Origin of the sequence: Amaricoccus macauensis, assembly GCF_014201905.1 — a bacterium.
GTDB classification, from domain to species: domain Bacteria; phylum Pseudomonadota; class Alphaproteobacteria; order Rhodobacterales; family Rhodobacteraceae; genus Amaricoccus; species Amaricoccus macauensis.
Genome location: NZ_JACHFM010000001.1, coordinates 1,333,554 through 1,357,428, shown reverse-complemented (window position 1 = coordinate 1,357,428; position 23,875 = coordinate 1,333,554). Strand labels below are relative to the sequence as shown.

General features: G+C 67.6%; 22 protein-coding genes. 9 read left to right on the top strand and 13 right to left on the bottom strand.

Annotated elements, in window-relative coordinates; translation table 11 throughout:
* Positions 1 to 63: 63 nt before the first annotated feature.
* From cobT to cobS, 3 genes are all read right to left on the bottom strand, one after another.
* The gene (gene cobT, locus HNP73_RS06555) at positions 64 to 1,932 is read right to left on the bottom strand and encodes a cobaltochelatase subunit CobT (protein ID WP_184147774.1); all 1,869 of its coding nucleotides are present in this window, start codon (positions 1,930 to 1,932) and stop codon (positions 64 to 66) included.
* 76 nt (positions 1,933 to 2,008) lie between these two features.
* On the bottom strand, positions 2,009 to 2,452 hold the full coding sequence (gene lysM, locus HNP73_RS06550) for a peptidoglycan-binding protein LysM (protein WP_184147773.1): 444 nt from the start codon (positions 2,450 to 2,452) through the stop codon (positions 2,009 to 2,011).
* 110 nt (positions 2,453 to 2,562) lie between these two features.
* Positions 2,563 to 3,549 carry a cobaltochelatase subunit CobS gene (gene cobS / locus HNP73_RS06545; protein ID WP_184147772.1) on the bottom strand — a complete coding sequence of 329 codons (987 nt, stop codon included), beginning with the start codon at positions 3,547 to 3,549 and terminating at the stop codon, positions 2,563 to 2,565.
* A 136-nt stretch (positions 3,550 to 3,685) separates the two neighbouring features.
* On the opposite strand from cobS, the gene HNP73_RS23640 reads away from it, so the two are divergent.
* Complete coding sequence (locus HNP73_RS23640) at positions 3,686 to 3,814, top strand: hypothetical protein (protein ID WP_281379179.1); 129 nt, start codon at positions 3,686 to 3,688, stop codon at positions 3,812 to 3,814.
* A gap of 125 nt (positions 3,815 to 3,939) precedes the next feature.
* Here HNP73_RS23640 and ctaA read toward each other — a convergent pair whose 3' ends face one another.
* Positions 3,940 to 5,079: a heme A synthase gene (ctaA, locus tag HNP73_RS06540; RefSeq protein ID WP_184147771.1), complete on the bottom strand. Its 1,140-nt coding sequence runs from the start codon at positions 5,077 to 5,079 to the stop codon at positions 3,940 to 3,942.
* A gap of 58 nt (positions 5,080 to 5,137) precedes the next feature.
* Entirely contained in the window at positions 5,138 to 5,896 is a 759-nt protein-coding gene (locus HNP73_RS06535; protein ID WP_425486618.1) for an RNA methyltransferase, read from the bottom strand.
* A 575-nt stretch (positions 5,897 to 6,471) separates the two neighbouring features.
* Between HNP73_RS06535 and HNP73_RS06530 the strand changes: the two genes are divergently transcribed.
* From HNP73_RS06530 to HNP73_RS06510, 5 genes are all read left to right on the top strand, one after another.
* Positions 6,472 to 8,943: a DUF4082 domain-containing protein gene (locus HNP73_RS06530; protein ID WP_184147770.1), complete on the top strand. Its 2,472-nt coding sequence runs from the start codon at positions 6,472 to 6,474 to the stop codon at positions 8,941 to 8,943.
* A gap of 174 nt (positions 8,944 to 9,117) precedes the next feature.
* Positions 9,118 to 10,185, top strand: coding sequence for a heat-inducible transcriptional repressor HrcA (hrcA, locus tag HNP73_RS06525; RefSeq protein WP_246399552.1), 1,068 nt, complete (start codon positions 9,118 to 9,120; stop codon positions 10,183 to 10,185).
* Between the two features lie 41 nt (positions 10,186 to 10,226).
* Positions 10,227 to 10,787 carry a nucleotide exchange factor GrpE gene (gene grpE / locus HNP73_RS06520; protein ID WP_184148065.1) on the top strand — a complete coding sequence of 187 codons (561 nt, stop codon included), beginning with the start codon at positions 10,227 to 10,229 and terminating at the stop codon, positions 10,785 to 10,787.
* A gap of 10 nt (positions 10,788 to 10,797) precedes the next feature.
* Complete coding sequence (locus HNP73_RS06515; RefSeq protein WP_184147768.1) at positions 10,798 to 11,484, top strand: fumarylacetoacetate hydrolase family protein; 687 nt, start codon at positions 10,798 to 10,800, stop codon at positions 11,482 to 11,484.
* Positions 11,481 to 12,725, top strand: a complete 1,245-nt coding sequence (locus tag HNP73_RS06510) for a DUF445 domain-containing protein (protein WP_184147767.1) — start codon at positions 11,481 to 11,483, stop codon at positions 12,723 to 12,725. Before HNP73_RS06515 ends, HNP73_RS06510 begins: the two co-directional genes overlap by 4 nt.
* A gap of 171 nt (positions 12,726 to 12,896) precedes the next feature.
* On the opposite strand, the gene HNP73_RS06505 is transcribed toward HNP73_RS06510, so the two are convergent.
* From HNP73_RS06505 to HNP73_RS06470, 8 genes are all read right to left on the bottom strand, one after another.
* The gene (locus HNP73_RS06505) at positions 12,897 to 14,510 is read right to left on the bottom strand and encodes an ABC transporter ATP-binding protein (protein ID WP_184147766.1); all 1,614 of its coding nucleotides are present in this window, start codon (positions 14,508 to 14,510) and stop codon (positions 12,897 to 12,899) included.
* Positions 14,511 to 14,523: 13 nt separating this feature from the next.
* On the bottom strand, positions 14,524 to 15,861 hold the full coding sequence (locus HNP73_RS06500; protein ID WP_184147765.1) for an NAD(P)/FAD-dependent oxidoreductase: 1,338 nt from the start codon (positions 15,859 to 15,861) through the stop codon (positions 14,524 to 14,526).
* 8 nt (positions 15,862 to 15,869) lie between these two features.
* Positions 15,870 to 16,748, bottom strand: a complete 879-nt coding sequence (locus HNP73_RS06495; protein WP_184147764.1) for an ABC transporter permease — start codon at positions 16,746 to 16,748, stop codon at positions 15,870 to 15,872.
* A gap of 11 nt (positions 16,749 to 16,759) precedes the next feature.
* The gene (locus HNP73_RS06490; protein WP_184147763.1) at positions 16,760 to 17,710 is read right to left on the bottom strand and encodes an ABC transporter permease; all 951 of its coding nucleotides are present in this window, start codon (positions 17,708 to 17,710) and stop codon (positions 16,760 to 16,762) included.
* A gap of 64 nt (positions 17,711 to 17,774) precedes the next feature.
* Positions 17,775 to 19,430 carry a peptide ABC transporter substrate-binding protein gene (locus HNP73_RS06485; RefSeq protein WP_184147762.1) on the bottom strand — a complete coding sequence of 552 codons (1,656 nt, stop codon included), beginning with the start codon at positions 19,428 to 19,430 and terminating at the stop codon, positions 17,775 to 17,777.
* A 39-nt stretch (positions 19,431 to 19,469) separates the two neighbouring features.
* The gene (locus tag HNP73_RS06480) at positions 19,470 to 20,801 is read right to left on the bottom strand and encodes an NAD(P)/FAD-dependent oxidoreductase (RefSeq protein WP_184147761.1); all 1,332 of its coding nucleotides are present in this window, start codon (positions 20,799 to 20,801) and stop codon (positions 19,470 to 19,472) included.
* A 1-nt stretch (position 20,802) separates the two neighbouring features.
* Positions 20,803 to 21,492, bottom strand: coding sequence for an SDR family NAD(P)-dependent oxidoreductase (locus HNP73_RS06475; RefSeq protein WP_184147760.1), 690 nt, complete (start codon positions 21,490 to 21,492; stop codon positions 20,803 to 20,805).
* Positions 21,492 to 22,019: a MarR family winged helix-turn-helix transcriptional regulator gene (locus HNP73_RS06470; protein WP_184147759.1), complete on the bottom strand. Its 528-nt coding sequence runs from the start codon at positions 22,017 to 22,019 to the stop codon at positions 21,492 to 21,494. The genes HNP73_RS06475 and HNP73_RS06470 overlap by 1 nt, the downstream gene beginning before the upstream one ends.
* 275 nt (positions 22,020 to 22,294) lie before the next feature.
* On the opposite strand from HNP73_RS06470, the gene HNP73_RS06465 reads away from it, so the two are divergent.
* The 3 genes from HNP73_RS06465 to HNP73_RS06455 are packed head-to-tail and all read left to right on the top strand — an operon-like array spanning position 22,295 to position 23,850.
* A complete protein-coding gene (locus tag HNP73_RS06465) occupies positions 22,295 to 22,858 on the top strand; it encodes a NifU family protein (protein ID WP_184147758.1) in 564 nt (187 codons plus the stop codon).
* Positions 22,851 to 23,444: a tRNA (adenosine(37)-N6)-threonylcarbamoyltransferase complex dimerization subunit type 1 TsaB gene (gene tsaB, locus HNP73_RS06460; protein ID WP_184147757.1), complete on the top strand. Its 594-nt coding sequence runs from the start codon at positions 22,851 to 22,853 to the stop codon at positions 23,442 to 23,444. Before HNP73_RS06465 ends, tsaB begins: the two co-directional genes overlap by 8 nt.
* Positions 23,434 to 23,850, top strand: a complete 417-nt coding sequence (locus HNP73_RS06455) for a GNAT family N-acetyltransferase (RefSeq protein ID WP_184147756.1) — start codon at positions 23,434 to 23,436, stop codon at positions 23,848 to 23,850. The genes tsaB and HNP73_RS06455 overlap by 11 nt, the downstream gene beginning before the upstream one ends.
* Positions 23,851 to 23,875 lie beyond the last annotated feature (25 nt).

Sequence of the window (23,875 nt, the reverse complement as noted above, 5' to 3'; positions counted from 1 at the left end):
GAAGTCCTCCTGTCCTTGCGGCCAATGCGTCATCCTGCCGCGCGTTCCATCACGGGAGCGCGCTCAGGCCCGGCGCCGCCCGCGAGCTCCCCGGCCCTGACGCACCGGATCATTGTCGAAGAGCGCCGCGAGTTGTTCCGTCATCGCCCCGGCAAGCTGCTCCACGTCGGTGATCGTCACCGCGCGCGAGTAGTAGCGCGTCACGTCATGCCCGATGCCGATGGCGATGAGCTCGACCAGCCGCCGCCGCTCGATCATCGCAATGACGTCCCGCAGGTGCTTCTCGAGATAGTTCGCCGGATTGACCGACAGGGTCGAATCGTCGACCGGCGCGCCGTCGGAGATCACCATGAGCACGCGCCGCGCCTCTGGCCGGCCGATCAGGCGGCGGTGTGCCCATTCCAGCGCCTCGCCGTCGATGTTCTCCTTGAGGAGCCCCTCCTTCATCATCAACCCGAGGTTCGGCCGCGTCCGGCGCCACGGCGCGTCGGCGGCCTTGTAGACGATGTGACGAAGGTCGTTGAGCCGCCCGGGCAGCACCGGCCGCTGTGCCCCGAGCCAGGTCTCGCGGCTCTGGCCGCCCTTCCAGGCACGGGTGGTGAAGCCGAGGATCTCGACCTTCACCTGGCAGCGCTCCAGCGTGCGCGCCAGCACATCCGCCGAGATGGCCGCGATCGAAATCGGCCGGCCCCGCATGGAGCCCGAGTTGTCGAGCAGCAGCGTCACGATCGTGTCGCGGAAGTCGGTGTCACGCTCCATCTTGAACGACAGCGGCGTCATCGGGTTCGCGACCACGCGGGCGAGGCGCCCGGCGTCGAGCGTGCCCTCCTCCAGATCGAAATCCCACGCCCGGCTCTGCTGCGCCTGAAGCCGGCGCTGCAAGCGGTTCGCCAGCCGCGACACCGCGCCCTTCAGCGGCTCCAGTTGCTGGTCGAGATAGGCGCGCAGCCGGTCGAGTTCCTGCGCGTCGGCGAGATCCTCCGCGGCGATCTCCTCGTCGAACTGGCTCGTGTAGACCTTGTAGCCGGGATCGGCCTCGGAAAACGGCGGCGGCGGGCGCATGTCGGGCGCCTCGCTGTCCTCGGCGTCCATCTCCTCGGCCATCTCGGCGTCGTCGGACTGCTCCAGCGCGGCCGCGAGATCCTGCTGTTCGCTCTGCTGGTCGGACGGCGCGTCTTCCGCCGTGCTCTCGTCGTCCTCGTCGCTTTCAGCGTCTCCGCCGGATTCCTGCTCCTGCTCGGCGTCGTCGTCGCCGGTGTCCTCCTCGTCCTGATCGTCGAGGTCAGGATCATCGCCAAGCTCGGCACCGTAGCCGAGGTCGTCAATCACCTGCCGTGCGAAGCGGGCGAAGGCCTGTTGGTCATCGAGCACCGCGTCGAGCCCGGCGAGCGTCGCGCCGGCCTGCGCCTCCAGATGCCCGCGCCAGAGCTGCATGACGTTTTCCGCACCCTTCGGCAGCGCTCGGCCAGTGGCGAGCGATCGCACGAGATAGCCCGCCGCCTGCGCCAACGGCGCCTGCTTCGGGTCGGTGATCTCGGCATAGCCCATGCGCCGGGCGTCCTCGGCGATCTTCGCGTCGATGTTGCCGGCGGTGCCGGGCATGGCGCGCGCACCCATCGCCTCGCAGCGCGCCGTCTCCATCGCCTCGAAAAGCGCCGCCGCGGTATCGCCCTGCGGTGCATAGCGTCGATGTGTCGCGGCGTCGTGGAAGCGCAGGCGGAGCGCGAAGGCGTCGGCGGTGCCGCGGGCGAGCAGCACCTCCTCGCGCGTCATGCGACGGGTGATCTGCGGCAGGCGCACGTTGCCGGCGGAGTAGCCCGGCGGATCGACCGAGAACGCGACGTTGAGCTCCCGCTCGCCCGCCATGGCGCGGGTCGCTTCGGCAAGCGCCTTCTTGAACGGATCGGCGGGGTTGTCGTTTGGTTTCGGCATGGGCCGATAGATCACCGGCGGGGGCGCGAGTGCAAGCCGGGAAAACCGGGAGCCGCGCCGCGGCTCCCGGAAATTCTCACTTCGCGGGGATGCGCAGCACCTGGCCGGGGTAGATCTTGTCCGGATCCTTCAGCATCGGCTTGTTCGCCTCGAAGATCTCGGTATAGCGCGCGCCGTTGCCGAGGGTCTTCTCGGAGATCTTCCAGAGCGTGTCGCCCTTGACCACCGTGTGAAAGACCGGCTCCGCCGCGTCGGGCGCCTCGATCGCGTCCTCGACCTTGGAGACGCCGGCGACGTTGCCGGTGGCGAGGATGATCTTCTCGCGTTCCTCCTGAGTCGCGGCGCGGCCGGAGACCTTCACGGTGTCGCCTTCGACGGTGACGTCGAGGCCGTCCGCCTTGAGACCGAGATCCTCGATCTCCTTCTTGAGTGCTTCCGAAGTCGGCGGCGCCTCCTTGGCTTCAGCCTCTCCGATACCGAGAGCCTTGCCGGCGCCCTTCACGAAATCCCAGAGTCCCATGGCTTCCTCTCCTCGTTCCTCCGGAGAAGAACGCCGAAGCCGGCAGAAAGTTCAAGGGATTTCGACGGTTGCGTCAGCCGAGGCTGACGCTGACCGTATTGTCGGGTCCGTCAGCCGAGGCTGACGCTGACCGCGCTTTCGGGGAGTTCCTTGTCGAAGCAGCGCTGGTAGAACTCGGCCACGGTCTGGCGCTCGAGTTCGTCGCACTTGTTGAGGAACGTGAGACGGAAGGCAAAGCCGACGTCGCCGAAGATCCGGCTGTTCTCGGCCCAGGCAAGAACCGTGCGCGGCGACATGACGGTGGAAAGATCGCCGTTCATGAACGCGGCCCGCGTCAGGTCGGCGACCGTCACCATCCGGCTCACGGTCTTGCGGCCTTCGGGTGTGTCGTAGGACGGGTACTTGGCGAGCACGATGTTCTGCTCGCTGTCGTGGCTGAGATAGTTCAGCGTCACGACCATGGACCAGCGGTCCATCTGGCCCTGATTGATCTGCTGGGTGCCGTGATAGAGGCCGGTGGTGTCGCCGAGGCCCACGGTGTTCGCGGTCGAGAACAGCCGGAAATACGGGTGCGGGCGGATCACCTTGTTCTGGTCGAGCAGCGTCAGCTTGCCGTCGACCTCCAGCACGCGCTGGATCACGAACATGACGTCCGGCCGGCCGGCGTCGTACTCGTCGAAGCAGATCGCCACCGGGTTCCGGAGCGCCCAGGGCAGGATGCCCTCCTGAAACTCCGTCACCTGCATGCCGTCGCGCAGCTTGATCGCATCCTTGCCGATCAGGTCGATGCGGCTGATGTGGCTGTCGAGATTGACGCGCACGCACGGCCAGTTGAGCCGGCTCGCCACCTGTTCGATGTGGGTGGACTTGCCCGTGCCGTGATACCCTTGGATCATCACGCGGCGATTGTGGGCAAAGCCCGCGAGGATCGCCAGCGTCGTGTCCTTGTCGAACTGGTAGGTGGAATCGCGGTCGGGCACCCGGTCGGTCGGCTCGGCGAAGCCCTTGACCGTAAGGTCGGCATCGATCCCGAACGTCTCGCGCACGTCGATGTCGACCGTGGGTTGCGCGTCTCTGTCCAGTCCGCCGTCAGCCATGAGAGTCCCCTCCGGGGCACGCCCTCGCGCCCCAATCGCCCGGGTTTTGTCGCAATTGCCGGGCCGATGCAAGGGAGGCGGCTTGACAGCGCGCAAACGCGCGCTCCTCCTTTGCGACCAATTCCGGGAGGCCGTCATGGTTCGCACCGCCGCCGCGCTCTTTCTCGCCGTGATCCTGCTCGCGGCCTGCACCCCTCCACCGCCGCCACCCTACGGCGACGCAACGCCGCCGGTCGGCGACGACGGGCTCGAGGGCGATCTCTGAGCAAGGCGCAGCATCGCCGCACCGGTGCCGTCGACCGGAATTGAGATCCGGTTAACGTGGATCGGAGAACCCGGCAGGATCAATGTCTTGATGACCCCGCGCACCTTGCGCGGGGCCGGTTTCCGCTACCGCCCCCGGGCGATCTTCTGGGCCTGCGGATAGAGCGCGGCGAAGCGCGCCCGGATGATCAGCGTGAAAAGTGCCACCGCACCGAGCTGGTGCAGGATCGAGAGCGACAGCGGCGAGGCGTGCATCACCGTGCCGATTCCGAGTCCGACCTGAACCATGAGCATCGTCAGCATCGCCGCAAACGCGCCCCGGATCGCCACCATCGAGCTCGACCGGCTGCGGATGAACGCAATGATTCCGAGCAGCGCCAGCAGGTAGGCGACGGCCCGGTGGTTGAACTGAACGAGCCCCGGGTTATCGAGGAAGTTCGACCAGACCGGCATCAGGTTGAACGCCGTCGAGGGAAAGACCTCGCCCCCCATCAGCGGCCAGTCGGTATAGCTTCGGCCCGCGTCGATGCCCGCTACCAGCGCCCCGAGCAGGATCTGGGCGAAGGCCAGCACCATCAGCACCGTCCCCCAGCGGATCAGCGTCTCGTTCCGCAGCCGCCGCGCCTGCAACAGCTCCGCCTCGGAGCGCCCGAGCCGCAGCACGTACCAGGCGATGAGTCCGAGGATCAGGAACGCGAGCCCGAGATGCACCGCGAGCCGGTAGGACGCGACGCTCCACATGCCGGTCCGGAGCCCGGACGTGACCATCCACCAGCCGATTGCTCCCTGAATGCCGCCGAGCACGCCGAGCCCGAGGAGGCGCGGCGTCCAGCCCGGCGGGATCTGCCGGCGGACGAGGAACCAGAGGAACCCGATCGCCCAGACCGCGCCGATCGCGCGCCCAAGCTGGCGGTGCCCCCATTCCCACCAGTAGATCGCCTTGAACTCGTCGACCGTCATGCCCTGGTTCAGCTCCGCGTACTGCGGGCTCGCCCGGTACTTGTCGAACTCTGATTGCCACGCCGCCGCGTCCGAGGGCGGCAGTGCGCCGGAGACCGGGTTCCACTCTGTGATCGAGAGGCCTGAGTCCGTCAGCCGCGTCAGCCCGCCCACCGCGATCATCGCGACGAGGAGCGCAAAGAGGATCGCGAGCCAGACGGCGATCGCCCGGCGAGGATACCGCCGCTCGACCGGCCTTGACGCCACGGGCGGCGGCGTCGCGCCGCCGGCGCCTACGTCCTCGAAGATGCTGCGGGATTTGGCCATGCGCGCCTCCGGTTTCGGTCGCGATTTAGGCGCCGCGGGTGGGCGGCGGCAAGCGGGATTACTTCCGGCCCCGGACCTTCTCGGCCAGCGCCCGGACGACGCCATGCAGCGTCCGGACGTCGGCATCGGTCAGCGGCGAGCGCCGGAGCAGGTTTTCGAGGTTCGCGATCATGCTCGGCCGCTTCGCCTCGGGATAGAAGAAGCCGACCTCGTCGAGCCGCTCGACCAGATGCCCGACCAGTCGGTCGACCTCGGCGCCCTCCGCCGGCCGCGTACCCGCCAGCCGGTGCTCGACCGCGGTCACACCAGCCGCGCGCTGCCACTCATAGGCGACGAGGAGCACGCACTGGGCGAGGTTGAGCGAGGAATACGCCGGATTGGTCGGCACCGAGATGACCGCGTTCGCCCGGATGACGTCCGCGTTCTCGAGCCCGGCCCGCTCCGGCCCGAACAGGATGCCGACCCGCTCGCCCGCCGCCGCCAGCGCCCGCGCCTCGGCCATCGCCGCCTCGGGGCTCATCACGGTCTTGGTCATCGCCCGGTCGCGGGCGGTCGTGGCATAGACGCGCGTCAGGTCGGCGCAGGCCTCGGCCGTGGTGGCCGCGACCTTCACTTTGTCGAGAACCCGCCCGGCGCCGCTCGCCATCGCCACGGCCCTCGGGTTCGGCCACCCGTCGCGGGGCGCGACGAGGCGCATCCGGTCGAGGCCGAAGTTCCACATGGCGCGCGCTGCCGCACCGATGTTCTCGCCCATCTGCGGGCCGACGAGGACGATCGCGGGCTGGGCGGTGCTCTCGTTGTCTGGCTCGGTCGTCACCGGTCTCGCCCTCCTGTCGCGGCGGCGGCGTGATACGCCCGCAATCGGCAGGCGGCAAGGCAGGCTCCACAGCGCGGCGGCAGCGAGGACCTTCGAAGCCGCGCGTCGCTCCCGGCAGGGCGTTGCGGTCTGAAGAAGGGCCCGATCGCTCACCACGCCTCGCTCGCTCTGCGAGCCTGGCTGTACCTATACGATCAATAATGGCTTGACGCCGGCATGAATCCGCCGGAGTGTCGAAGTTGTCATCGCTGTGCTTGAGGCAGTGCATCTGCCCATTTAAACCAGTCTCCACCCGTCGATCTTGGGCTGACTACGGTTTCTTAAGAAAGTCTTCTCTATCCAGAGGGGCTTTCGGTGAATTCGTTGGCTGGGATGGATGCAGGGGTAGCTAAGGCTGCCGAGCCAGTGATCTAATCACTGCTGTTAGCGCACGACGTTTCGTTGCGCGAGTGATCATAGGAATGATCCGATGACGTAAAGTCATCGGGGCGAAGAAGGTGTTGCCAGTGCGGCGCCTTGGTTGTGTACGCGGTGCTAGATGTACTTTGGCATAACTGAGGGATAGGACAATAGCGATGACCACATACTATGTTGCAACCAGCGGTAACGACGGCGCGGCTGGCAGCTCCAGTGCGCCCTGGAAGACACTCAGCAAGGCGATGTCGGCAGCGCTGAAGCCTGGCGATGAGGTTGTGGTACGGTCCGGTACGTACAACGAGACAATGACCATCCAGAAAAGCGGCACAGCGAGTGGCTACATCACCATTCGCTCGGAAGTAGAGGGCGGCGCCAAGATCGTCGCGTCTGGCTCCAACAACGGGATCAACATTGCCGCGAACTACGTGAAGGTCGAAGGCTTTGACGTGAGGGGTGCGGGGAGCCATGGCATCATGGCAAACAACGTCCATCACACTCAGGTGCTGAACAACACGGTTCACGACGCAGGCGCATCTGGCATCCAGTATAATTACTCTGATTTCATCAGGGTGGAAGGAAATACGACCTACAACAATGCCAGCGACGGTTGGTTTTCTGGCATTTCGGTCTACCAGAATCGGAACATCACCAACGATTCGTCCTCCGGAATCCGGACGTTCATCGTCAACAATGTCTCATACGACAACGTGACGAAGTCGGGCGGCCACAGTGATGGCAATGGGATCATCATTGATGATTTCCAGAGCACGCAGAACAACAATTTCAGCTCCTACAACAAGGGAGCACTCGTCGAGGGCAATCTTGTCTATTCGAATGGCGGAAAAGGGATCCAGATCGCCTGGAGTGACTATGTCACGGTGCGGAATAACACTTCATGGCACAATAACACGGATCCACTGAACTCGGGAACGTGGCGGGGTGAAATCAGCAATCAGGATTCGAACAACAATACCTTTGTAAACAACATCGCGGTCGCCGATCCGTCGAAGAATTCCAACAATGTCGCGATCGGTGACTATGGCGACAACTCGTTCACGAAGTGGGTCAACAACCTCACCTTCAACGGCACCCCGGGCAAGGCGTCGATCAACAACGAGGGCGGCAACACCGGACCCACTGCGGCGAACGGCAACCTGCTTGGGGTCGATCCGAAGTTCGTGAACGCCTGGGGCGGCGACTTCCATCTGTCGGGCAGCTCTCCGGCCGTCAACACCGGCAGCGCCGCCCACGGTCTCGCGGGTGTTGATCTCGACGGCGGCAGCCGGGTGGTCGGGACGGTGGATCTCGGAGCCTATGAGCTCGGTACGAACCCGCCGGCGGGCACGAACCATGCGCCGGTCGCCAATGACGACAGCGGCTTCTCGACGGCGTCGGGGACCGCGATCACCATCACCGCCGCGAGCCTTCTCGCCAACGACACCGATCAGGACGGCGATGCGCTGGAGCTTGCCAGCGTCGGTGGTGCGACGAACGGGACCGTGAGGCTTAACGGTGACGGCAACGTGGTGTTCACGCCGGCGGCGGGCTTCAGCGGGACCGCCAGCTTCACGTACAAGGTGACGGATCCCGCCGGGCTCAGCGACACCGGCAAGGCGTCAATCAGCGTCTCCCCGACCGCGCCTTCCGGTTCCACCCACAGCTTCTGGGGTGCCGGAGCAAGGCCGGACATCGTGACCGACGTCGATACGGCGTCGGTGGAGCTCGGGATCAGGTTCAAGCCCGCGGTCACCGGCCAGATCACCGCGATCCGCTTCTACAAGGGGCCGGAGAACGACGGCACACACACCGCGCACCTGTTCGCGAGCGGCGGCAAGCAGCTCGCCAAGGCGACCTTCACCAACGAGACCGCATCGGGCTGGCAGGAGGTGCAACTCTCCGCACCCATCACCGTCACCGGCGGGAAGACCTACGTGGCGGCCTACCACGCCCCGACGGGCGAGTATTCCGCGAGCGTCAACTTCTTTAACAGTGCGTTTACCAATGGCCCGCTGACGGCGGTGAGCGGCGTCTACAAGTACGGCGGCGCCGGCTCGTTCCCGAACCAGTCGTACCAGGCGACGAACTACTGGGTCGATGTTGTGTTCAAGCCGGCGGCGACCTCCTCTTCTTCGAGCAGCGCAGGCGCCGATACGTCCGCACCGTCCGACAGCGCCGGGCTCATCCGGGGCACGAGCTCGGGGGACATCCTGCAGGGCGGCGCCGGCGACGACAGCCTGATCGGCGCGGGTGGCAACGATCATCTCATGGGCGAGGGCGGCAATGACGTGCTGCGGGGCGGTCCGGGCAAGGACGTCCTGGTCGGCGGCGACGGCGCAGATACCTTCGTCTTTGGCACGGCGACCGTCGGGTCAACCGCGGTCGATACCATCCGCGACTTCTCCCATGCGGAGGGCGATCTGATCGACCTGCGCGAGATCGACGCCGATATGGGCAAGACAGGCGACCAGGCCTTCCACCTGATCGGCAGCCGCGCCTTCTCCGGGGCCGCGGGAGAGCTGCGCTATGACAAGGGTCTGGTGCACGGCGACGTCAATGGCGACGGCATCGCGGACTTCTCGATCGAGGTGGCGAGCCTGACAAAACTGGTGGCCGCCGACTTCCTGCTCTGAGGCCTCCCTCCCTGAGGCTCTCTCTCATCCGGTCTGCCTCATCCGGTCTGCGGCGGCCTCCCGCGGGAGTGATCGGCCGTCGCAAATATCCGCCGCCTCTCGGCCGGGCGGCGGATTGACCGCGCCGACATGCCGCTTCAGGATTTCGGCCAGCATTCCGAACGCAGGCGCACCTTGGCAGCTCCTCAGTCATCCCTCGCAGACCTGAACGAGCGCAGCCGCGAGGTCTTCCGCCGTCTGGTCGAGACCTATCTGGATACCGGCGAACCGGTCGGTTCGCGCACGCTGGCCCGCCGGCTCGCGGAGCCGGTCTCGGCGGCGACGATTCGCAATGTCATGCAGGACCTTGAGCATCTGGGACTGCTCGACAGCCCGCACATCTCGGCGGGGCGATTGCCAACGCAGCTCGGATTGCGGCTTTTCGTCGACGGGATTCTCGAGGTGGGAGACGTCTCGGGCACGGAGCGGGCGGAGATCGAACGGTCGCTGTCGAAGAATGACGGCGACGTGCCGGCGATCCTCGACCGGGCGGCGGACATGCTCTCGGGGCTCACTCACGGCGCGAGCCTGGTGCTGACGCCCAAGACCGAAGCGCCGATCCGCCACATCGAGTTCGTCTCGCTCGGGCCGGATCGTGCGCTCGTGGTGCTGGTGACGGCGGACGGACAGGTGGAAAACCGCCTCTTCACGCCGCCGCTCGGCCTGACGCCCTCGGCGATGCGTCAGGCGGCGAACTTCCTGAACGCCATCCTGCAGGGCCGGACTCTCGGCGAGATGCGGGGCGTGGTCGATGCCGAGATCACCCGGCGGCGGGCCGAGCTCGACGAGCTGTCACGGACGCTGGTCGAGACCGGCGCGGCGCTCTGGGAGAGCGATTCCGATGGCGGGCGCGACCGCCTGATCGTCCACGGCCGCTCGAACCTGCTGGAGGGGAATGCCGATGCCAGCCAGCTCGAGCGCATCCGCGAACTCTTCGACGACCTGGAGCGAAAACGCGATCTCGCCCAGTTGCTCGACCTCACGCAGGAGGGGGCCGGGGTGCGCGTCTTCATCGGATCGGAGAACAAGCTTTTCTCACTTTCGGGTTCCTCTCTCGTCGTGTCTCCCTATATGAATGCCGACCGCAAGATTATCGGAGCGGTGGGGGTGATCGGGCCAACCCGGCTGAACTACGGCCGAATCGTTCCGATCGTGGATTACACCGCCCAGCTGGTGGGCCGGCTGGTGTCGGGCCGAGGCTAGGAGAGGACGCGATGGCGAAGAGCAAGAACAGGCACGACCTGATGGAGGAGATCGAGGGCGACCCGTTCCTCGATGACCCCGAGGCCGAGGTGGCCGACGAGGAGATCACCGACGAGGCAGTCGCGGCCGAAGAATCGACTGCGCTCCGCTCCGAGGTGGCCGACCTGAAGGATCGCCTGCTGCGCGCGCTCGCCGATACCGAGAACCTGCGCAAACGCGCCGAGCGCGACCGCCGCGATGCCGAGCTCTACGGTGCGACCCGCTTCGCCCGCGACATGCTTTCGCTGCACGACAACCTCGACCGGGCGCTCGACAACGTGACCGACGCGGTGCGTGACACGGCGCCCGGCCTCGTGGAGGGGATCGAGCTCACGCGGCGCGAGCTCCTGAACGCCTTCGAGCGCAACAAGATCGAGAAGATCGACCCGAAGCCCGGCGATCGCTTCGACCCCAAGTTTCATCAGGCGATGTTCGAGGCACCGGTTCCCGGAACGAAGGCCGGTGATGTCATTCAGGTGATGAGCCCGGGCTTCACCATCGCCGATCGCCTGCTGCGCCCGGCCCAGGTCGGCGTCTCGGCCGGCGGCCCTGCAAAGCAGTGACCACGCGCCTATGACCGACCACGTGATCACCCCGCCCGCGATCGCGACGCTGCCGGTCCTCGGTAGCACCGCTCGCTTTCCGGTCCGCCGCGTCTACTGCATTGGCCGCAATTACGCCGCCCATGCGGTGGAGATGGGTCATGACCCGAGCCGGGAGCCGCCGTTCTTCTTCCAGAAGAACCCGGACAACCTCGATCCTTCGGGCGAGTTCCCCTATCCGGGCCAGACCGCGGACGTCCACCACGAGGTCGAGCTTGCAGTGGCGCTGGGCCGCGGTGGCAGCGACGTGCCGCTCGGCGACGCCATGGGGCTCGTCTGGGGCTACGCGGTCGCGCTCGACATGACCCGGCGCGACGTGCAGGACGAGGCCAAGCGGCTGAAGCGGCCGTGGGACACCTCGAAAGCCTTCGAGCGCTCGGCGCCCATCGGTCCGCTGGTGCCGGCGTCCGAGTTCGGCGATCCGTCGAAGGGCGCGATCAGCGTCGCGGTGAACGGCGAAATCCGCCAGTCCGGCGACCTCGACCAGATGATCTGGAAGGTGCCCGAGATGATCGCCTGCCTCTCCACATGGTTCACGCTGGCGCCCGGTGACGTCATCCTTTCCGGCACGCCGTCCGGCGTCGGCCCGGTCGTGCGTGGCGACCGGATGGAGGCGCGGATCGCCGGCCTGCCGCCACTCGACGTGCGGGTGATTTGACCGACACGAGCCCCGCCCGGTCGCTCGCCCGCGTGCGGGCCTGGGCGACCGGCATCCTCATCCTTCTCGCCGCGATCTTCGTCGCCACCCACCTCTGGGGTGGTGACGCGGCATGGGTCCGGCTCGTCCGGTCGATGGCCGAGGCCGGCATGGTCGGCGGCCTCGCCGACTGGTTTGCCGTCGAGGCGCTGTTCCGCCGGCCGCTCGGGCTGCCGATCCCCCACACCGCGCTCCTGCAACGCAATCAGGCACGGGCGGCCCGAAACGTCGGCCGCTTCTTCGAGACGCATTTTCTCGAGCCCGAAGCGCTCGCGGCGCGGGTGCGCAGCGCCGAGCCGGCGCGGCGGCTCTCGGCCTGGATGGCCGAGCCTGCCAACGCCAGCCTCGTCGCCGGCCAGCTTGTGGCGCTCGCCGGCAGCGTGCTCGCGACTGAGCCCTCTCCCCGGGCGCTGGCGCAGATCCGGGCCTGGGTCCGCGGACAGGTGGCAGGCGCAAGCCCCGAGGCCGACGCCGCACTCGCGGCGGGCATTGCCACGCTGGTCAAGGACGGCGTGCGCAGCCCGCTCGTCGACGAAGTGATCACGCTGCTCCGGCGCAGCGTCGAGGACGGGCGCGACACCGCGGTGTCGCTGGTCCGCGACCGCAGCCGCTGGTGGATCCACTCGAGCGTCGACCGGCGGGTGGCAGCGATGGCGGTCGAGGGGGTGCTCTCGCTTCTCGACGAACTGGCGTCCGGCCAGTCGGATTTGCGCAAGCGCTTCGAGGTGGCGTTCGACGACGTGGTCGACCGGCTGCTCACCGAGGGTACGCTCGCCCGGGCCGTTGGTGACGCGAGAGCGCACGTGGCGGCGAGCGGCGCGCTCGACGAGCTTCTGGGCCGCATCGCCACCACCGCCCGGACACGCCTGTCCGAGCGCATCGCCGAGGACCCCGCGGCGGTGTCCCAGCCGGTGGCGGTCTTCCTCGGCGGCCTCGCGCGGAGCATCTCCGAGGATCGCGCCGCGTCCGAACGCCTCGACGAGCGCCTCGCCGGTCTCGCCGGCCACGTTGTCGGCGTCTTCCGCCCGCAACTCGGCGGCTATGTCGCCGAGGTGATCGCAGGCTGGAAACCCGACGAACTCATCGCCCGCTTCGAGACGGAACTCGGCCCGGACCTGCAGTTCATCCGCATCAACGGCGCGGTGCTCGGCGCCCTGATCGGCGGCGCTCTTTTCGCAATCGGCGCGATCCTCGGCCCCTGACGGTCAGCCGCGAGTGCCGGCGCTGCCTGCCGGGCGCCGCGCGCCCCGGGCTTCATACGGCCTTGAAACCTGGAGAGCAGTCGTTTTCCGGCAACAGCCGGAAAACCAGAAAAGAGACAATGCGCGCGTTACGCGCGCTCCGAATGGCCGCAAAGGCGGCCCGCGGCGGCCTCAGTTGCTCGCCCGCCCCGCCCCAGGAACGGCAGCGACGAGGCTGCGCGTGTAGGGTGTCCCCGGGTTGCCGAGCACATCGGCGGTGCTGCCGAATTCCACCAGGCGCCCGGATTGCATCACCGCCACCTGGTCGCAGATCTGGCTTGCCACGCGCAGATCGTGGGTGATGAAGACCATCGCGATGCGCGTCTCGCGCTGGATCTCGTCGAGAAGCTCGAGGATCTGCGCCTGGATCGAGACGTCGAGCGCGGAGACCGCCTCGTCGGCGATGAGCAGGTGGGGATCGAACATCAGCGCGCGGGCGATGCCGACCCGCTGCCGCTGGCCACCGGAGAATTCGTGCGGATAGCGCTCATACGCGCTCGGCTGGAGGCCCACGCGATCGAGCAGGTGCATGGCCCGCTGTCGCGCCTCGCCGATCGGCGTGCCGCGCCCGACGGGGCCGACGGTGAGGATCCGGCCGATCGTATGGCGTGGGTTGAGCGAGGCGAACGGATCCTGAAACACCATCTGGATGTGGGGTCTGCGCGAGCGGAACTGCGCCTCGGGCATTGGCGCCACGTCCTCGCCGTCGAAGACGATCCTGCCCGAGTCGCTGTCGATGAGCTTCATCACCAGCCGCCCGAGCGTCGACTTGCCCGAGCCCGACTCTCCGACCACCCCGACCGTCTCGCCCTTGCGCACGGTGAAACTGACGTCGTCGACGGCCCGGACCTCGCGAATCTTGCCGAACAGGCTCCCTGATGCGTGATAGGTCTTGGTCAGGTTCTCGATCGAGAGAACGACCGGCGCGTCGGGATCGCCGACCCGGCCAGTGCCGTCGTGCATCTTCGGGACGGCCGCGAGCAACCGGACGGTGTAGGGCGCGCGCGGCCGTACCAGCACCTCGGATGCCGGGCCCTGCTCGACGAGGTGGCCCTTTTCCATCACGATGACATGGTCGGCGATGTCGGCGACGACGCCGAAGTCGTGGGTGATGAACATCACCGCCATGCGCTTGCGCCGTTGCAGGCGGTGGATGAGCTCGAGGATCTGCGCCTGAGTGGTCACGTCGAGCGCGGTGGTCGGTTCATCGGCAATCAGCACGTCGGGATCGAGGGCCAGCGCCATGGCGATCATCACCCGCTGCCGCTGCCCGCCCGAGAGCCGGAACGGATACTGCTCGGCCATCAGCTTCGGATCGGGCAGCCCGACCTCGGTCAGAAGCTCGATGACGCGCCCGCGCCGATCCTGTGGCGCGGCTTCGGGATGGGCGTCCATCACCTCGATGATCTGGTCGCCGACGGTCATCAGCGGGTTGAGCGCCGAGAGCGGGTCCTGAAAGATGATCGAGACGATGCGCCCGTAGATCCCGCGCCGGTCCTGTCCCGAGAGGCTGAGGAGTTCGCGGCCGCGCAGGCGGATCGAGCCCGACGCGATGGTCAGGGTCGAGGGCAGAAGGCCCATGATCGCGTTCGCGGTCACCGACTTGCCCGAGCCTGACTCACCGACGATGCAGAGCACCCGGCCGCCGCGAAGCTCGAAGGAGACGTTCTCGACCGCGTGGGCGCGGTCCATCTCCTTCGGGAGGGCGATCGTCAGGTTCTCGACGACGAGAACGGGATCCTCCATGGGCGTCTCCCTCTCAGGCGTGGGGTGGCAGCGGCGTGCCGCTGGTCTTGGCGGAGAGCCAGTCCCGGGCTCGGAAGTAGCGCAGCGAGAGCTGTGGTCCGTAGCTCATGTAGAACGGCGCGGCCTTCAGCGGCTCGACCCGAAGCGACAGGTCCTTCTCGGGGAGACCCATCGCCCATTCGCTCAGGATCCCGCCGAGCATCGAGCCGGTCGGCACGCCCCGGCCCGAAAGGCCGGTCATTGCCGCGACGCCGGGCGCGAGGCCGTAGAGCCGGGGGACGGTCTTCTGCTGCATGTCGAGTTCGCCCCACCAGAGGTATTCCCAGCGGATGTCCTCGCGAATCTGCGGGTGCAGCCACTTCAGGCGGTCGGTCATCACCTTGTGCGTCCATCCGACATCGACGCCGCGCCGGCCCATGGGGAACATCGACGCGACGATGCGGCCCTCGCGGTTGTACTTGTAGACGTAGATGTCGCCGCGGCCGTCGTGCATCGTCGTGTTGCGCGGCACGACGCTGCGCCGCGTCTCCGGGTCGAGCGGCTGGGTGGCGCAGACGAAGACCCGCATGATCCTGAACGTCTCGTCGAGCTTCGGCCAGCCGCCGACGGTGTAGGCGCCGGTGGTGAAGATGACCTTGTCCGCGAGCACGGCGCCGGTCTTCGTCTCGACACGCCAGCGCGTGCCGTCGCGCCGGCAGCCGGTGACGGGCGAGCGGGCGTAAAGCCGCACGCCTTCCTGCATCACCGCGCGGGCGAGGCCGCGCGAGTAGCCAAGCGGGTTCAGGTGCCCGGCTTCCTCGTGCAGCCAGCCGCCGAGAAACCTCGGCGAGCCGGTCAGCGCCTCGGTCTCTTCCCGCGGCACGAAGCGGGTGCGGGCGCCGACGGCGTTGTAGGTCTCGACCTTGGCCTCGATGTCGCGGATGTGCGCGGGGGTGAGCGCGCCCATGAAGTAGCCGTTCTGCTGCCACTCGCAATTGATCTGGTAGTCGCGGATCATCCCCGAGACCCGGTCGTTCGCCCGCGTCTGGCGCGCGATCAGCCGCTCGGCCCAGGGCTCGCCCAGCACCTTCCGCAGGTCAGGCAGGGTGTAGTGGGTGAACGTCGGCGTGCAGTGCCCGGCGTTTCGGCCCGAGCCGCCGAAGCCCGGCTCCTCGGCCTCGACGAGCGCCACGGCGACGCCCTGCTTCGCGAGTTCCAGCGACGTCGTCATGCCGCTGTAACCCGCGCCGACCACGCAGACATCGGCGGCTATCGTCTGGTCGAGTTCGGCGTACTCGGGTGCCGCGTCGGCGGTGGCATACCAGAGCGTGGTCTCGAACGGGGAGAAGCGGGTGGTGGGAAAGCTCTGCATGGGGCGGTTCAACTCAGGTCGCTGCGGGCATCGAGGGCGTCGCGCAGGCCGTCGCCGACGAAGTTGAAGCCGGTGACGGCGAGGGTGATCGCGACGCCGGGCACGATGGCGAGCCACGGCGCGGTCGCGAGGTACTGCTGCGCGCCGTTCAGCATGTTGCCCCACGACGGCAGCGGCGGCTGGATGCCGTAGCCGAGGAACGAGATGTAGGCTTCGAGCAGGATCGCGTTGGCGATCGTCAGCGTCGCCGACACGATGATCGGGCCGGCGACGTTGGGCAGCAGCTCGCGGAACATGATGTGGCTCGACGAGAGGCCGAGCATCCGGGCGGCGAGGATGAAGTCGCGCTCGCGCAAGGACCTGACCTCGGCCTCGACCACGCGCGCCACCTGCATCCAGCTCGTCACCGCGATTATGACGGTGATCATGAACGGGCTCGGCTTCACGAAGGCCGCGAGCGTCAGGAGCAGGAAGATCGCCGGGAACGAGAGAAAGCCATCGACGATGCGCATGAGCACCGCCCCGAGCCGGCCGCCGTGGTAGCCCGCGACCACGCCGACGAAGGTGCCGACGATCGTCGAGATCACCATCGCCATGAAGCCGACGAGAAGCGAGACCCGGCCGGCCATGAAGAGCCGCGCGGCAATGTCACGGCCGAGCGGGTCGGTGCCGAAGATGTGCGCCCCGGTCATCGGCGGCGCGAAGCGGGCTCGCAGGTCGATGTAGAGCTGATCGTAGGGCAGGAGCCACGGGCCGACGATGCAGGCAACGGTCAGGATCACGATGATCGCGAGCCCGACGACGGCGAGGCGGTGGCGCAGGAAGCGGCGCAGCGTCCGGTTGCGGGGCGGCGCGGTGCCATAGGTGGGAAGGGGCAGCTCGGTCATGGTCGTCTCCCTCAGGCCAGCCGGATCCGGGGATCGACAAAGGCGGTGATGAGATCCGCCGCGAGGTTGCCGATGATCACGAGGATCGCCGAGAACATGAGCAAGCCCATGATGACCGGGTAGTCGGAGTACCCGAGGCTGTCGAGGAACAGACGCCCCATCCCGGGCCAGGTGAACACCGTCTCGGTGACGAGCGCGCCGCCGAGCAGCGTCGGGAGTTGCAGGCCCGCGAGGGTGATCATCGGGATGAGCGCGTTGCCGACCACATGCTTCATCAGAACCCGGCGCGGCGAGAGCCCCTTGGCGCGGGCGGTCTTGACGAAGTCCTGGTTGATGACCTCGAGCGTCGCGGTCCGCATGTAGCGGCTCCAGATCGCCACGTTGACGAGCGCGAGCACCATCGACGGCATGATCAGGTGGTGCAGGTAGTCGAGCACCGTCTGGTCGCCGATGGTGAACATGTTGCCTGCGGGCAGCCAGCCGAGGCGCAGCGAAAAGATGTAGATCGAGACGAGCCCGAACCAGAACGTCGGGATCGAGAGCGCGATCATCGCCCCGACCGTCGCGGCATAGTCGAACATCGAGTAACGTTTCACCGCACCCTTGATGCCGATCCACGTGCCGAGCCCCACCGCGATGACCGTGGAGCTGCCCATGAGCAGCAGCGTCGCGAAGAGATGGCCGCCGATGATCTCCAGCACCGGACGGCCGTCACGGAACGAGTTCCCCCAGTCGCCGCGCACCAGTCCCCAGAGCCAGTCGGCGTATTGCACGAGGATCGGCCGGTCGAGGCCCATCTGGGCGGCGATCTTGTCGAGCTCTGCCTTGCTGATGCCGGGCGTCAGCGCGAACTGCGACATCGGCCCGCCGGGAGCGAGCAGCAGCACCGAGAAGCCGATGAGCGAGACGATGAAGAGCAGGATGAGGCTCTGGCCGAGACGGCCGAGGAGGAAGCGGAGCATCTTCGCGACTCCCGGGCAGAAGGGACGGGGAAGGCCGGGCGCTCACCGCCCGGCCCGCGTTGGCTCAGACCCAGCGCCAGCTGCCGACATTCCAGCTGTCGACGCGGACGTTGACGTTCGGCACGAGGCCTTCGATGCCGGTCTTGGTGCCGGGAAGCACAGTGTACTGGAACATCGGCAGGAACGGCAGTTCCTCGCGGGCGAGCTCCTGCAACTCCAGGTATGGCACCTTGCGCTCCTCGGGCACGAAAATCTTCGCGCCTTCCGCGAGCAGGCGGTCGACGTCCTCGTTCTCCCACTGGAAGGTGTTCTGCCCGGCGCCGCCCTTGGCCGAGATCGACTTCGAGCTGAAGTAATCGGCGGTGTCCGGGTCCGGTCCGGTCAGGAACGCGATGCCGACGATCGTGCTGTCGTATTGCGACAGCATCCAGTAGTCGCCCCACATCACCGCCGGCGGCAGGTTGTGGATGGTCATCTCCGCGCCGATCTCGGCGAAGGTCTGCTGGATGAACTGCTGCGCCTGCTCGCGCAGGTGGTTGCCGGCGGTCGTCGAGTTGGTGAAGGCGAGGCGCACGCCGTCCTTCTCGCGGATGCCGTCCCCGCCCTTGACCCAGCCGGCTTCGTCGAGAATGGCGTTCGCCTTCTCGGTGGAGAACTCGTGCTTCGGCAGGTCGGGGTTATAGTAGAACGACTGCTGCGGCATGTAGCTCTCGGTGGGCAGCGGCAGCCCGTAGTAGAGCGCGTCGATCAGCGTCGTCTTGTCGAGCGCGGCGTAGAGTGCCTGACGCACCGCCTTGTCCTGGAACACCGGCTTGCCGAGGTTGAGCCCGATCGACTCCACCGTCGGGTTCGGCGCCTTGATCACCACCCGGTCGGGCAGCGCCTTGGCCTCGTCGTAGTGGTCGGCGGTGATCCACTGCAGGCCGATCACGTCGATATCGCCGGTCTTGAACTGGGTGTAGAGCACCGTCATGTCGGGGATGTACTTGATGATCAGCTTCTCGACATACGGCCCGTCGCCCACATAGTCGGTGTTCGCCTCCATCTCGATGTAGTCGCCGGCGACCCGCTTCACCCACTTGAACGGCCCGGTGCCGATCGGTGCGTTGTTGAACGGCGTGGCGTTGAGGTCGGCCTGCCCGTCGAAGGCGTGCTTCGGCACGATGAAGGTCGAGGCGAGGATCGAGGCGTAGGGCGCGTAGGGCGCGGACATCTTCCAGCTGATTTCGGTCGGCGAGACCACGGTCAGCTCCTGCACCAGTTCGTGCCCGGCGCGGCGCCAGCTGCGGAAGTCGGGGTTCACCAGCAGTTCGAGGGTAAATTTCACGTCCTCGGCGGTGAAGGGCGTGCCGTCGTGCCACTTCACGTCGTCGCGGAGCTTCACCTTCCACGTGAGACCGTCGGCCGAGATGCCGCCGTTCTCCACCGTCGGCACCTCGGCCGCGAGCAGCGGATAGAACTTGCCCTCGGCATCCACCCCGAACAGCGGATCGAAGATCGCGAAGTAGACGCCTTCGTCCACCTCGATGTGCAGCAGGTGCGGGTTGAAGACCGTGGGCTCCTGCGAGAAGCCGAGGACGATCTGGCCCTTGGGCGCGGCGTCCTGCGCAAAGGCGACGCCGCCGAAGGCCTGCGGGATGACGAGCCCGGCCGCGCCCAGGCCAAAGAGGCCGAGGGTCTGACGCCGGGTTGGGCGGAAGGAGGCTGGAACGTCCGACATCAATTCTTCTCCCTGTTGTTTTTCGGTTTGTCGTTCTGGTCAGAAGCCGCTGATGATCTCGATCTTCGATCCGTCGCTGAACCGCCCCAGCCGGAAGGCGGCCGGGTCGACGAGGGGCGTCGCACCCGTCACCAGATCGGCGGTGAGCTTGCCCGCCGCCGGACCGATGCCGAAGCCGTGCCCCGAGAAGCCGGTGGCGATGAAGAAGCCCGGGATGCGTTCGACGGGCGAGATCACCGGTACCGCATCCGGCGTCACGTCGATGTACCCCGCCCAGGACTGCGCGATCCGCGCGTTCGCGAACACCGGGTAGGTCTCGCGCACCGCCTTCAGCACCTTGGCGCGCACCGCCTGCGACGGCTTCGGGTCTAGGACGCGGGCGTATTCGAAGGGCGAGGCCTCATCCAACGCCCACTGTCGCGGGATCCTCATCTCGTCGAGGAAGCGGGCGCCCATTCGGAACGACAGCGAGCGCCACTCCGACTTCAGCGCCGGCAGGAACGCTCTGCCATAGCGGAACGATGCCGGCACGATGTCGACCACGTTCTCGTGGCCGGAGGCGATGGTGTAGCCGCCGTCGCGCCGCTTGCGGATCGCGACCTCGTCGGCCCAGATCGCCTGCTCCGGGCCACCCTCCAGCGGCTCGGTGCGCATCACGGTGTTCAGCACCTTGAGCTGCGGGAAGTCGATGCCGAAGCGGCCGGAAAAGAGGCTCGACCAGGCGCCGCCGGCAAGCACCACCGACGAGCAGGCGATCGTTCCCCGCTCGGTGACGACGCCGCTGATCGCGCCCGCGCTGGTCTCGATGCCGCGCACGGCACATTCGGTGAAGATGTGCGCTCCGAGCTCGCGGGCGCGTTCGGCGATCGCGGGTGCCGCCTTCTGCGGCTCGGCGCGGCCATCGACGGGCGTGTAGAGCGCGCCCTTGATCTTCAGGTTCGAGCCGGGGACGAGGTCCTGAAACTCTTTCGCGGACAGCATCCTGTGCTCGATCTGGTAGCCGTCGAGGTTGTGACCCCAACGCTCGTGCTGATCGTATTCGGTGTCATCCTTGCAGGTGAAGATGATCCCCGCCCGGGTGTAGCCGGTCGCCCGGCCGAGCCGTTCGTCGAGCCCCTTCCAGATGCGCAGGGATTCCGCCATCAGCGGCACCTCGCGCGGGTCCCGGCGGGAGATGCGCACCCAGCCCCAGTTGCGGCTCGACTGCTCGTGGCCGATGCCGCCCTTTTCGCAGAGCGCGACCTTCACGCCCCGCTCGGCCAGCTCGAGCGCGGTCGAGGTGCCGATGATGCCGCCGCCGATGACGACGACGTCCACCTTCGCGGGAAGATCGGGGTCGCCATGGAACGGGTCGACGCGTGGACCGGGCATGTCAGTATAGCTCCTCCGCCTGCCAGTTGATCGCGAGCTCGGCGACGCTCGCGGTGTTGGGAAGGTCGATCGCCACCTCGACGAGGCGGGCCACATCGGCCGGGTCGGTGATCTCGGCCGGATCCCGATTGGTCAGCCCGCGCGCCATGTCGGTCGCGACGAACCCCGGACAGATCGCGGTCGCCCGGATCCCCTGATCGAAGCCGGTCTGTCGCAGCGCATGGGCGAGCGCCACCGCCGCGTGCTTGGTGACGGCATAGAGGCCGGAGCCGGGGGTCTTCACCCGCTTGCCCGACAGCGAGGCGAGGATGATGATCCGGCCGCGCCCGGAAGCGGCGAGCGCCGGGAAGGCCGCCTGCGCCAGCCGGCGCGGCGCCTTGACGTTCACCTCCCACATGGCGTCGAGCTCTTCGTCGCTGCCCTCGATCACGGTTTTCGGCACCATGATGCCGGCGTTGGCGACGATCGCGTCGATCCGGCCGAAGCGCTCCAGCGCTGCCTCCACCCACGACCCTTCGCCACCCTCGCGCGCGTCGTAAGTCCAGGTCTGCACCCGTTCACCATCGGCGAGCCCTTCGACCGGACCGCGGAGCCCGACCGACAGGCGCCAGCCGCGGGACAGGAGGTGGTCGGTGATGGCGCGGCCGATGCCGCGGCTGGCGCCGGAGATGAGGGCGACCCGTTCCTCCATCAGTGCACCTCCGACCCGGCCGCGCGCGGTTTCGTCACGAGCCGCCAATAGAGTGACCGCAGGGGTGTGATTGCCGCAACATACTCCGCCTCGGTCAGGTCGCCGAAGAAGCGGCGCGACTCCCGGACGCGCCGCCGGACCTCGTCCGCCATCTCCTCGCCCTGCGGGGTCAGGAACAGCGCCCGGGCGCGCGAGTCGGTCGCGCTGATGCGCCGGGCCAGCAGGCCGCTCGTCTCGAGGCCGTCGAGGACGCGGCCGACTTCCGAGCGGTCCTTCATCAGCACCTGTGCCACGACCGACGGGCGAATGCCGGGGTGCCGGCCGACGAGCAGCAGCGCTGTCACCTTGCCGATGCCGCGGATGGGGTGGAGATCCTTGATCCTGACGTCCCAGTCGCGGCTGACCGCCATGTTGAGCGCGCGAAGGTAGAAACTGAGGGTATTGTCGAGCACGTCGAGATCGATCGACTCCGGCGTCGCGACAACCGCCTCTCCGGGTGCGGGCGCGTTGAGGTTCTCCGTTTCCAAAGGCTGTCCCTCCGTTCAGGCAGGCCGAGCTTTCCAACGTTGGTGGATTATGTCCACTACTTTTACGGGGCGCGGGAGCGCTGCTGCCGCCGGCCCCGCACGTCCGGTTGCACCGGGGTGGGCTGGGCGGCACCCATGCAACTCATATCGCATGGCGCACGGCGAGTGCTCGTCGGCCGCGCGTCTCCGCCAGCCTTCTTCTTAGAAGAATTCCAGATCACTTGACTCGGGGACCGCCGAGGCGCATTTCCTCGGTAACGACGGAGGCTCCTCCCATGTTTATCCAGACTGAATCCACGCCGAACCCGGCGACGCTGAAGTTTCTGCCCGGTCAGAAGGTCCTTGAGACAGGCACCGCTGACTTTCCCAACGATGCCGCGGCACAGGCCTCACCCCTCGCGCACCGGATCTTCGGTGCCGGTGGTGTCGCGGGCGTGTTCCTCGGTCCTGACTTCGTCACGGTGACCAAGATCGAGGGCGAGGACTGGAACCATATCAAGCCCGGTATCCTCGGGGCGATCATGGAGCATTTCCAGTCCGGCCAGCCGGCGATCGAAGGTGCCGCGGGCGCCGTCGAGCATGCTTCGGGCGATGCCGGCGAAGACGAGGCGATCGTCTCCCAGATCAAGGAACTGCTCGACACCCGCGTCCGCCCGGCGGTGGCGCAGGACGGTGGCGACATCACCTTCCACGGCTTCGATCGCGGCATCGTCTATCTGCACATGCAGGGCGCCTGCGCCGGCTGCCCGTCCTCGACCATGACCCTGAAGATGGGCATCGAGAACCTGCTCCGGCACTACATCCCCGAGGTGCAGGAGGTCCGGCCGGTTGGTGTCTGACCGCCCGGCCGCAACGCGGCCCCTCATCCTTGCCTTCGATACCTCGGCCGCGCACTGCGCGGCCGCGGTCGTCTCGGGCGGTCGCATCCTCGGCCAGCGCGACGAGGCCATGGCCCGCGGTCAGGCGGAACGGCTGATCCCGCTCCTTGAGGAACTGCTGGCGGAAACCGGCCACGCCTGGGGTGATCTCGACGGGCTCGCGGTCGTCACCGGCCCGGGCAACTTCACCGGCCTGCGCCTTGCGGTCGCGGCCGCGCGTGGCCTTTCCCTCGGACTCGGTGTCCCAGCCGTCGGCGTAACCGTCTTCGAGGCGCTCGCCGACGGCAGCGACGGCGATCTGACCGTTACCCTCCACGACAAGCGCGGCACCCTCCGCCAGCGGTTTCGCGACGGCGCGCCCGTGGCGGAGCCGGAGGCCGGGCCGGCCGAAGACGCTCCCGCCAGCGGCGAGCGGGCGGATCTCGCCGTCGTCGCCCGCATCGCGCTCCGCCGCCTCGACGCCGCGCAACCGCCGAGCCCGCTCTACCTGCGCCCGGCTGACGCGACGCCGTCCTCCGAGACGGTGCCACTGCTCGATGAGGCCTGAGGCGCTCGCGGCGCTGCACGCGACCGCCTTCACCGACACGCCCCGGCCGTGGTCCTCCGCAGAGTTCGCGAGCCTCCTCGCCGCGCCGGGGATCGTGCTTGTCTCGGACGCGGACGGCTTTGCGCTCGCCCGGATCGCCGGCCCGGAGACGGAGCTGCTGACCCTTGCGGTCAGCCCGCTGGCAAGGCGTCGCGGGCTCGCCACCCGCCTCCTCCACCGCCTGTTCCGCCGGACGGCCGAGGCCGGTGCCGAGGAGATGTTCCTGGAAGTCGCGGTGCCGAACCTCGCCGCCCGCGCGCTCTATGAGCGGCTCGGGTTTGTCGAGACCGGACGCAGGCCGCGGTACTATACCCGCGCGTCAGGGCCGCCCGTGGATGCACTCGTCCTCCGCCGCCCGCTGACCTGAACCGGCCGAAAATTCAATTGACCGG

Excerpts from the sequence above, each read along its gene's own strand:
- HNP73_RS06485 (WP_184147762.1), bottom strand. The coding sequence starts at position 19,430 with ATGTCGGACGTTCCAGCCTCCTTCCGCCCAACCCGGCGTCAGACCCTC.
- cobT (WP_184147774.1), bottom strand. The coding sequence starts at position 1,932 with ATGCCGAAACCAAACGACAACCCCGCCGATCCGTTCAAGAAGGCGCTT.
- HNP73_RS06490 (WP_184147763.1), bottom strand. The coding sequence starts at position 17,710 with ATGCTCCGCTTCCTCCTCGGCCGTCTCGGCCAGAGCCTCATCCTGCTC.
- HNP73_RS06495 (WP_184147764.1), bottom strand. The coding sequence starts at position 16,748 with ATGACCGAGCTGCCCCTTCCCACCTATGGCACCGCGCCGCCCCGCAAC.
- HNP73_RS06530 (WP_184147770.1), top strand. The coding sequence starts at position 6,472 with ATGACCACATACTATGTTGCAACCAGCGGTAACGACGGCGCGGCTGGC.
- lysM (WP_184147773.1), bottom strand. The coding sequence starts at position 2,452 with ATGGGACTCTGGGATTTCGTGAAGGGCGCCGGCAAGGCTCTCGGTATC.
- HNP73_RS06455 (WP_184147756.1), top strand. The coding sequence starts at position 23,434 with ATGAGGCCTGAGGCGCTCGCGGCGCTGCACGCGACCGCCTTCACCGAC.
- grpE (WP_184148065.1), top strand. The coding sequence starts at position 10,227 with ATGGAGGAGATCGAGGGCGACCCGTTCCTCGATGACCCCGAGGCCGAG.
- HNP73_RS06500 (WP_184147765.1), bottom strand. The coding sequence starts at position 15,861 with ATGCAGAGCTTTCCCACCACCCGCTTCTCCCCGTTCGAGACCACGCTC.
- HNP73_RS06475 (WP_184147760.1), bottom strand. The coding sequence starts at position 21,492 with ATGGAGGAACGGGTCGCCCTCATCTCCGGCGCCAGCCGCGGCATCGGC.
- HNP73_RS06515 (WP_184147768.1), top strand. The coding sequence starts at position 10,798 with ATGACCGACCACGTGATCACCCCGCCCGCGATCGCGACGCTGCCGGTC.
- HNP73_RS06480 (WP_184147761.1), bottom strand. The coding sequence starts at position 20,801 with ATGCCCGGTCCACGCGTCGACCCGTTCCATGGCGACCCCGATCTTCCC.
- ctaA (WP_184147771.1), bottom strand. The coding sequence starts at position 5,079 with ATGGCCAAATCCCGCAGCATCTTCGAGGACGTAGGCGCCGGCGGCGCG.
- HNP73_RS06465 (WP_184147758.1), top strand. The coding sequence starts at position 22,295 with ATGTTTATCCAGACTGAATCCACGCCGAACCCGGCGACGCTGAAGTTT.
- HNP73_RS23640 (WP_281379179.1), top strand. The coding sequence starts at position 3,686 with ATGGTTCGCACCGCCGCCGCGCTCTTTCTCGCCGTGATCCTGCTCGCG.
- HNP73_RS06505 (WP_184147766.1), bottom strand. The coding sequence starts at position 14,510 with ATGGAGGATCCCGTTCTCGTCGTCGAGAACCTGACGATCGCCCTCCCG.
- cobS (WP_184147772.1), bottom strand. The coding sequence starts at position 3,549 with ATGGCTGACGGCGGACTGGACAGAGACGCGCAACCCACGGTCGACATC.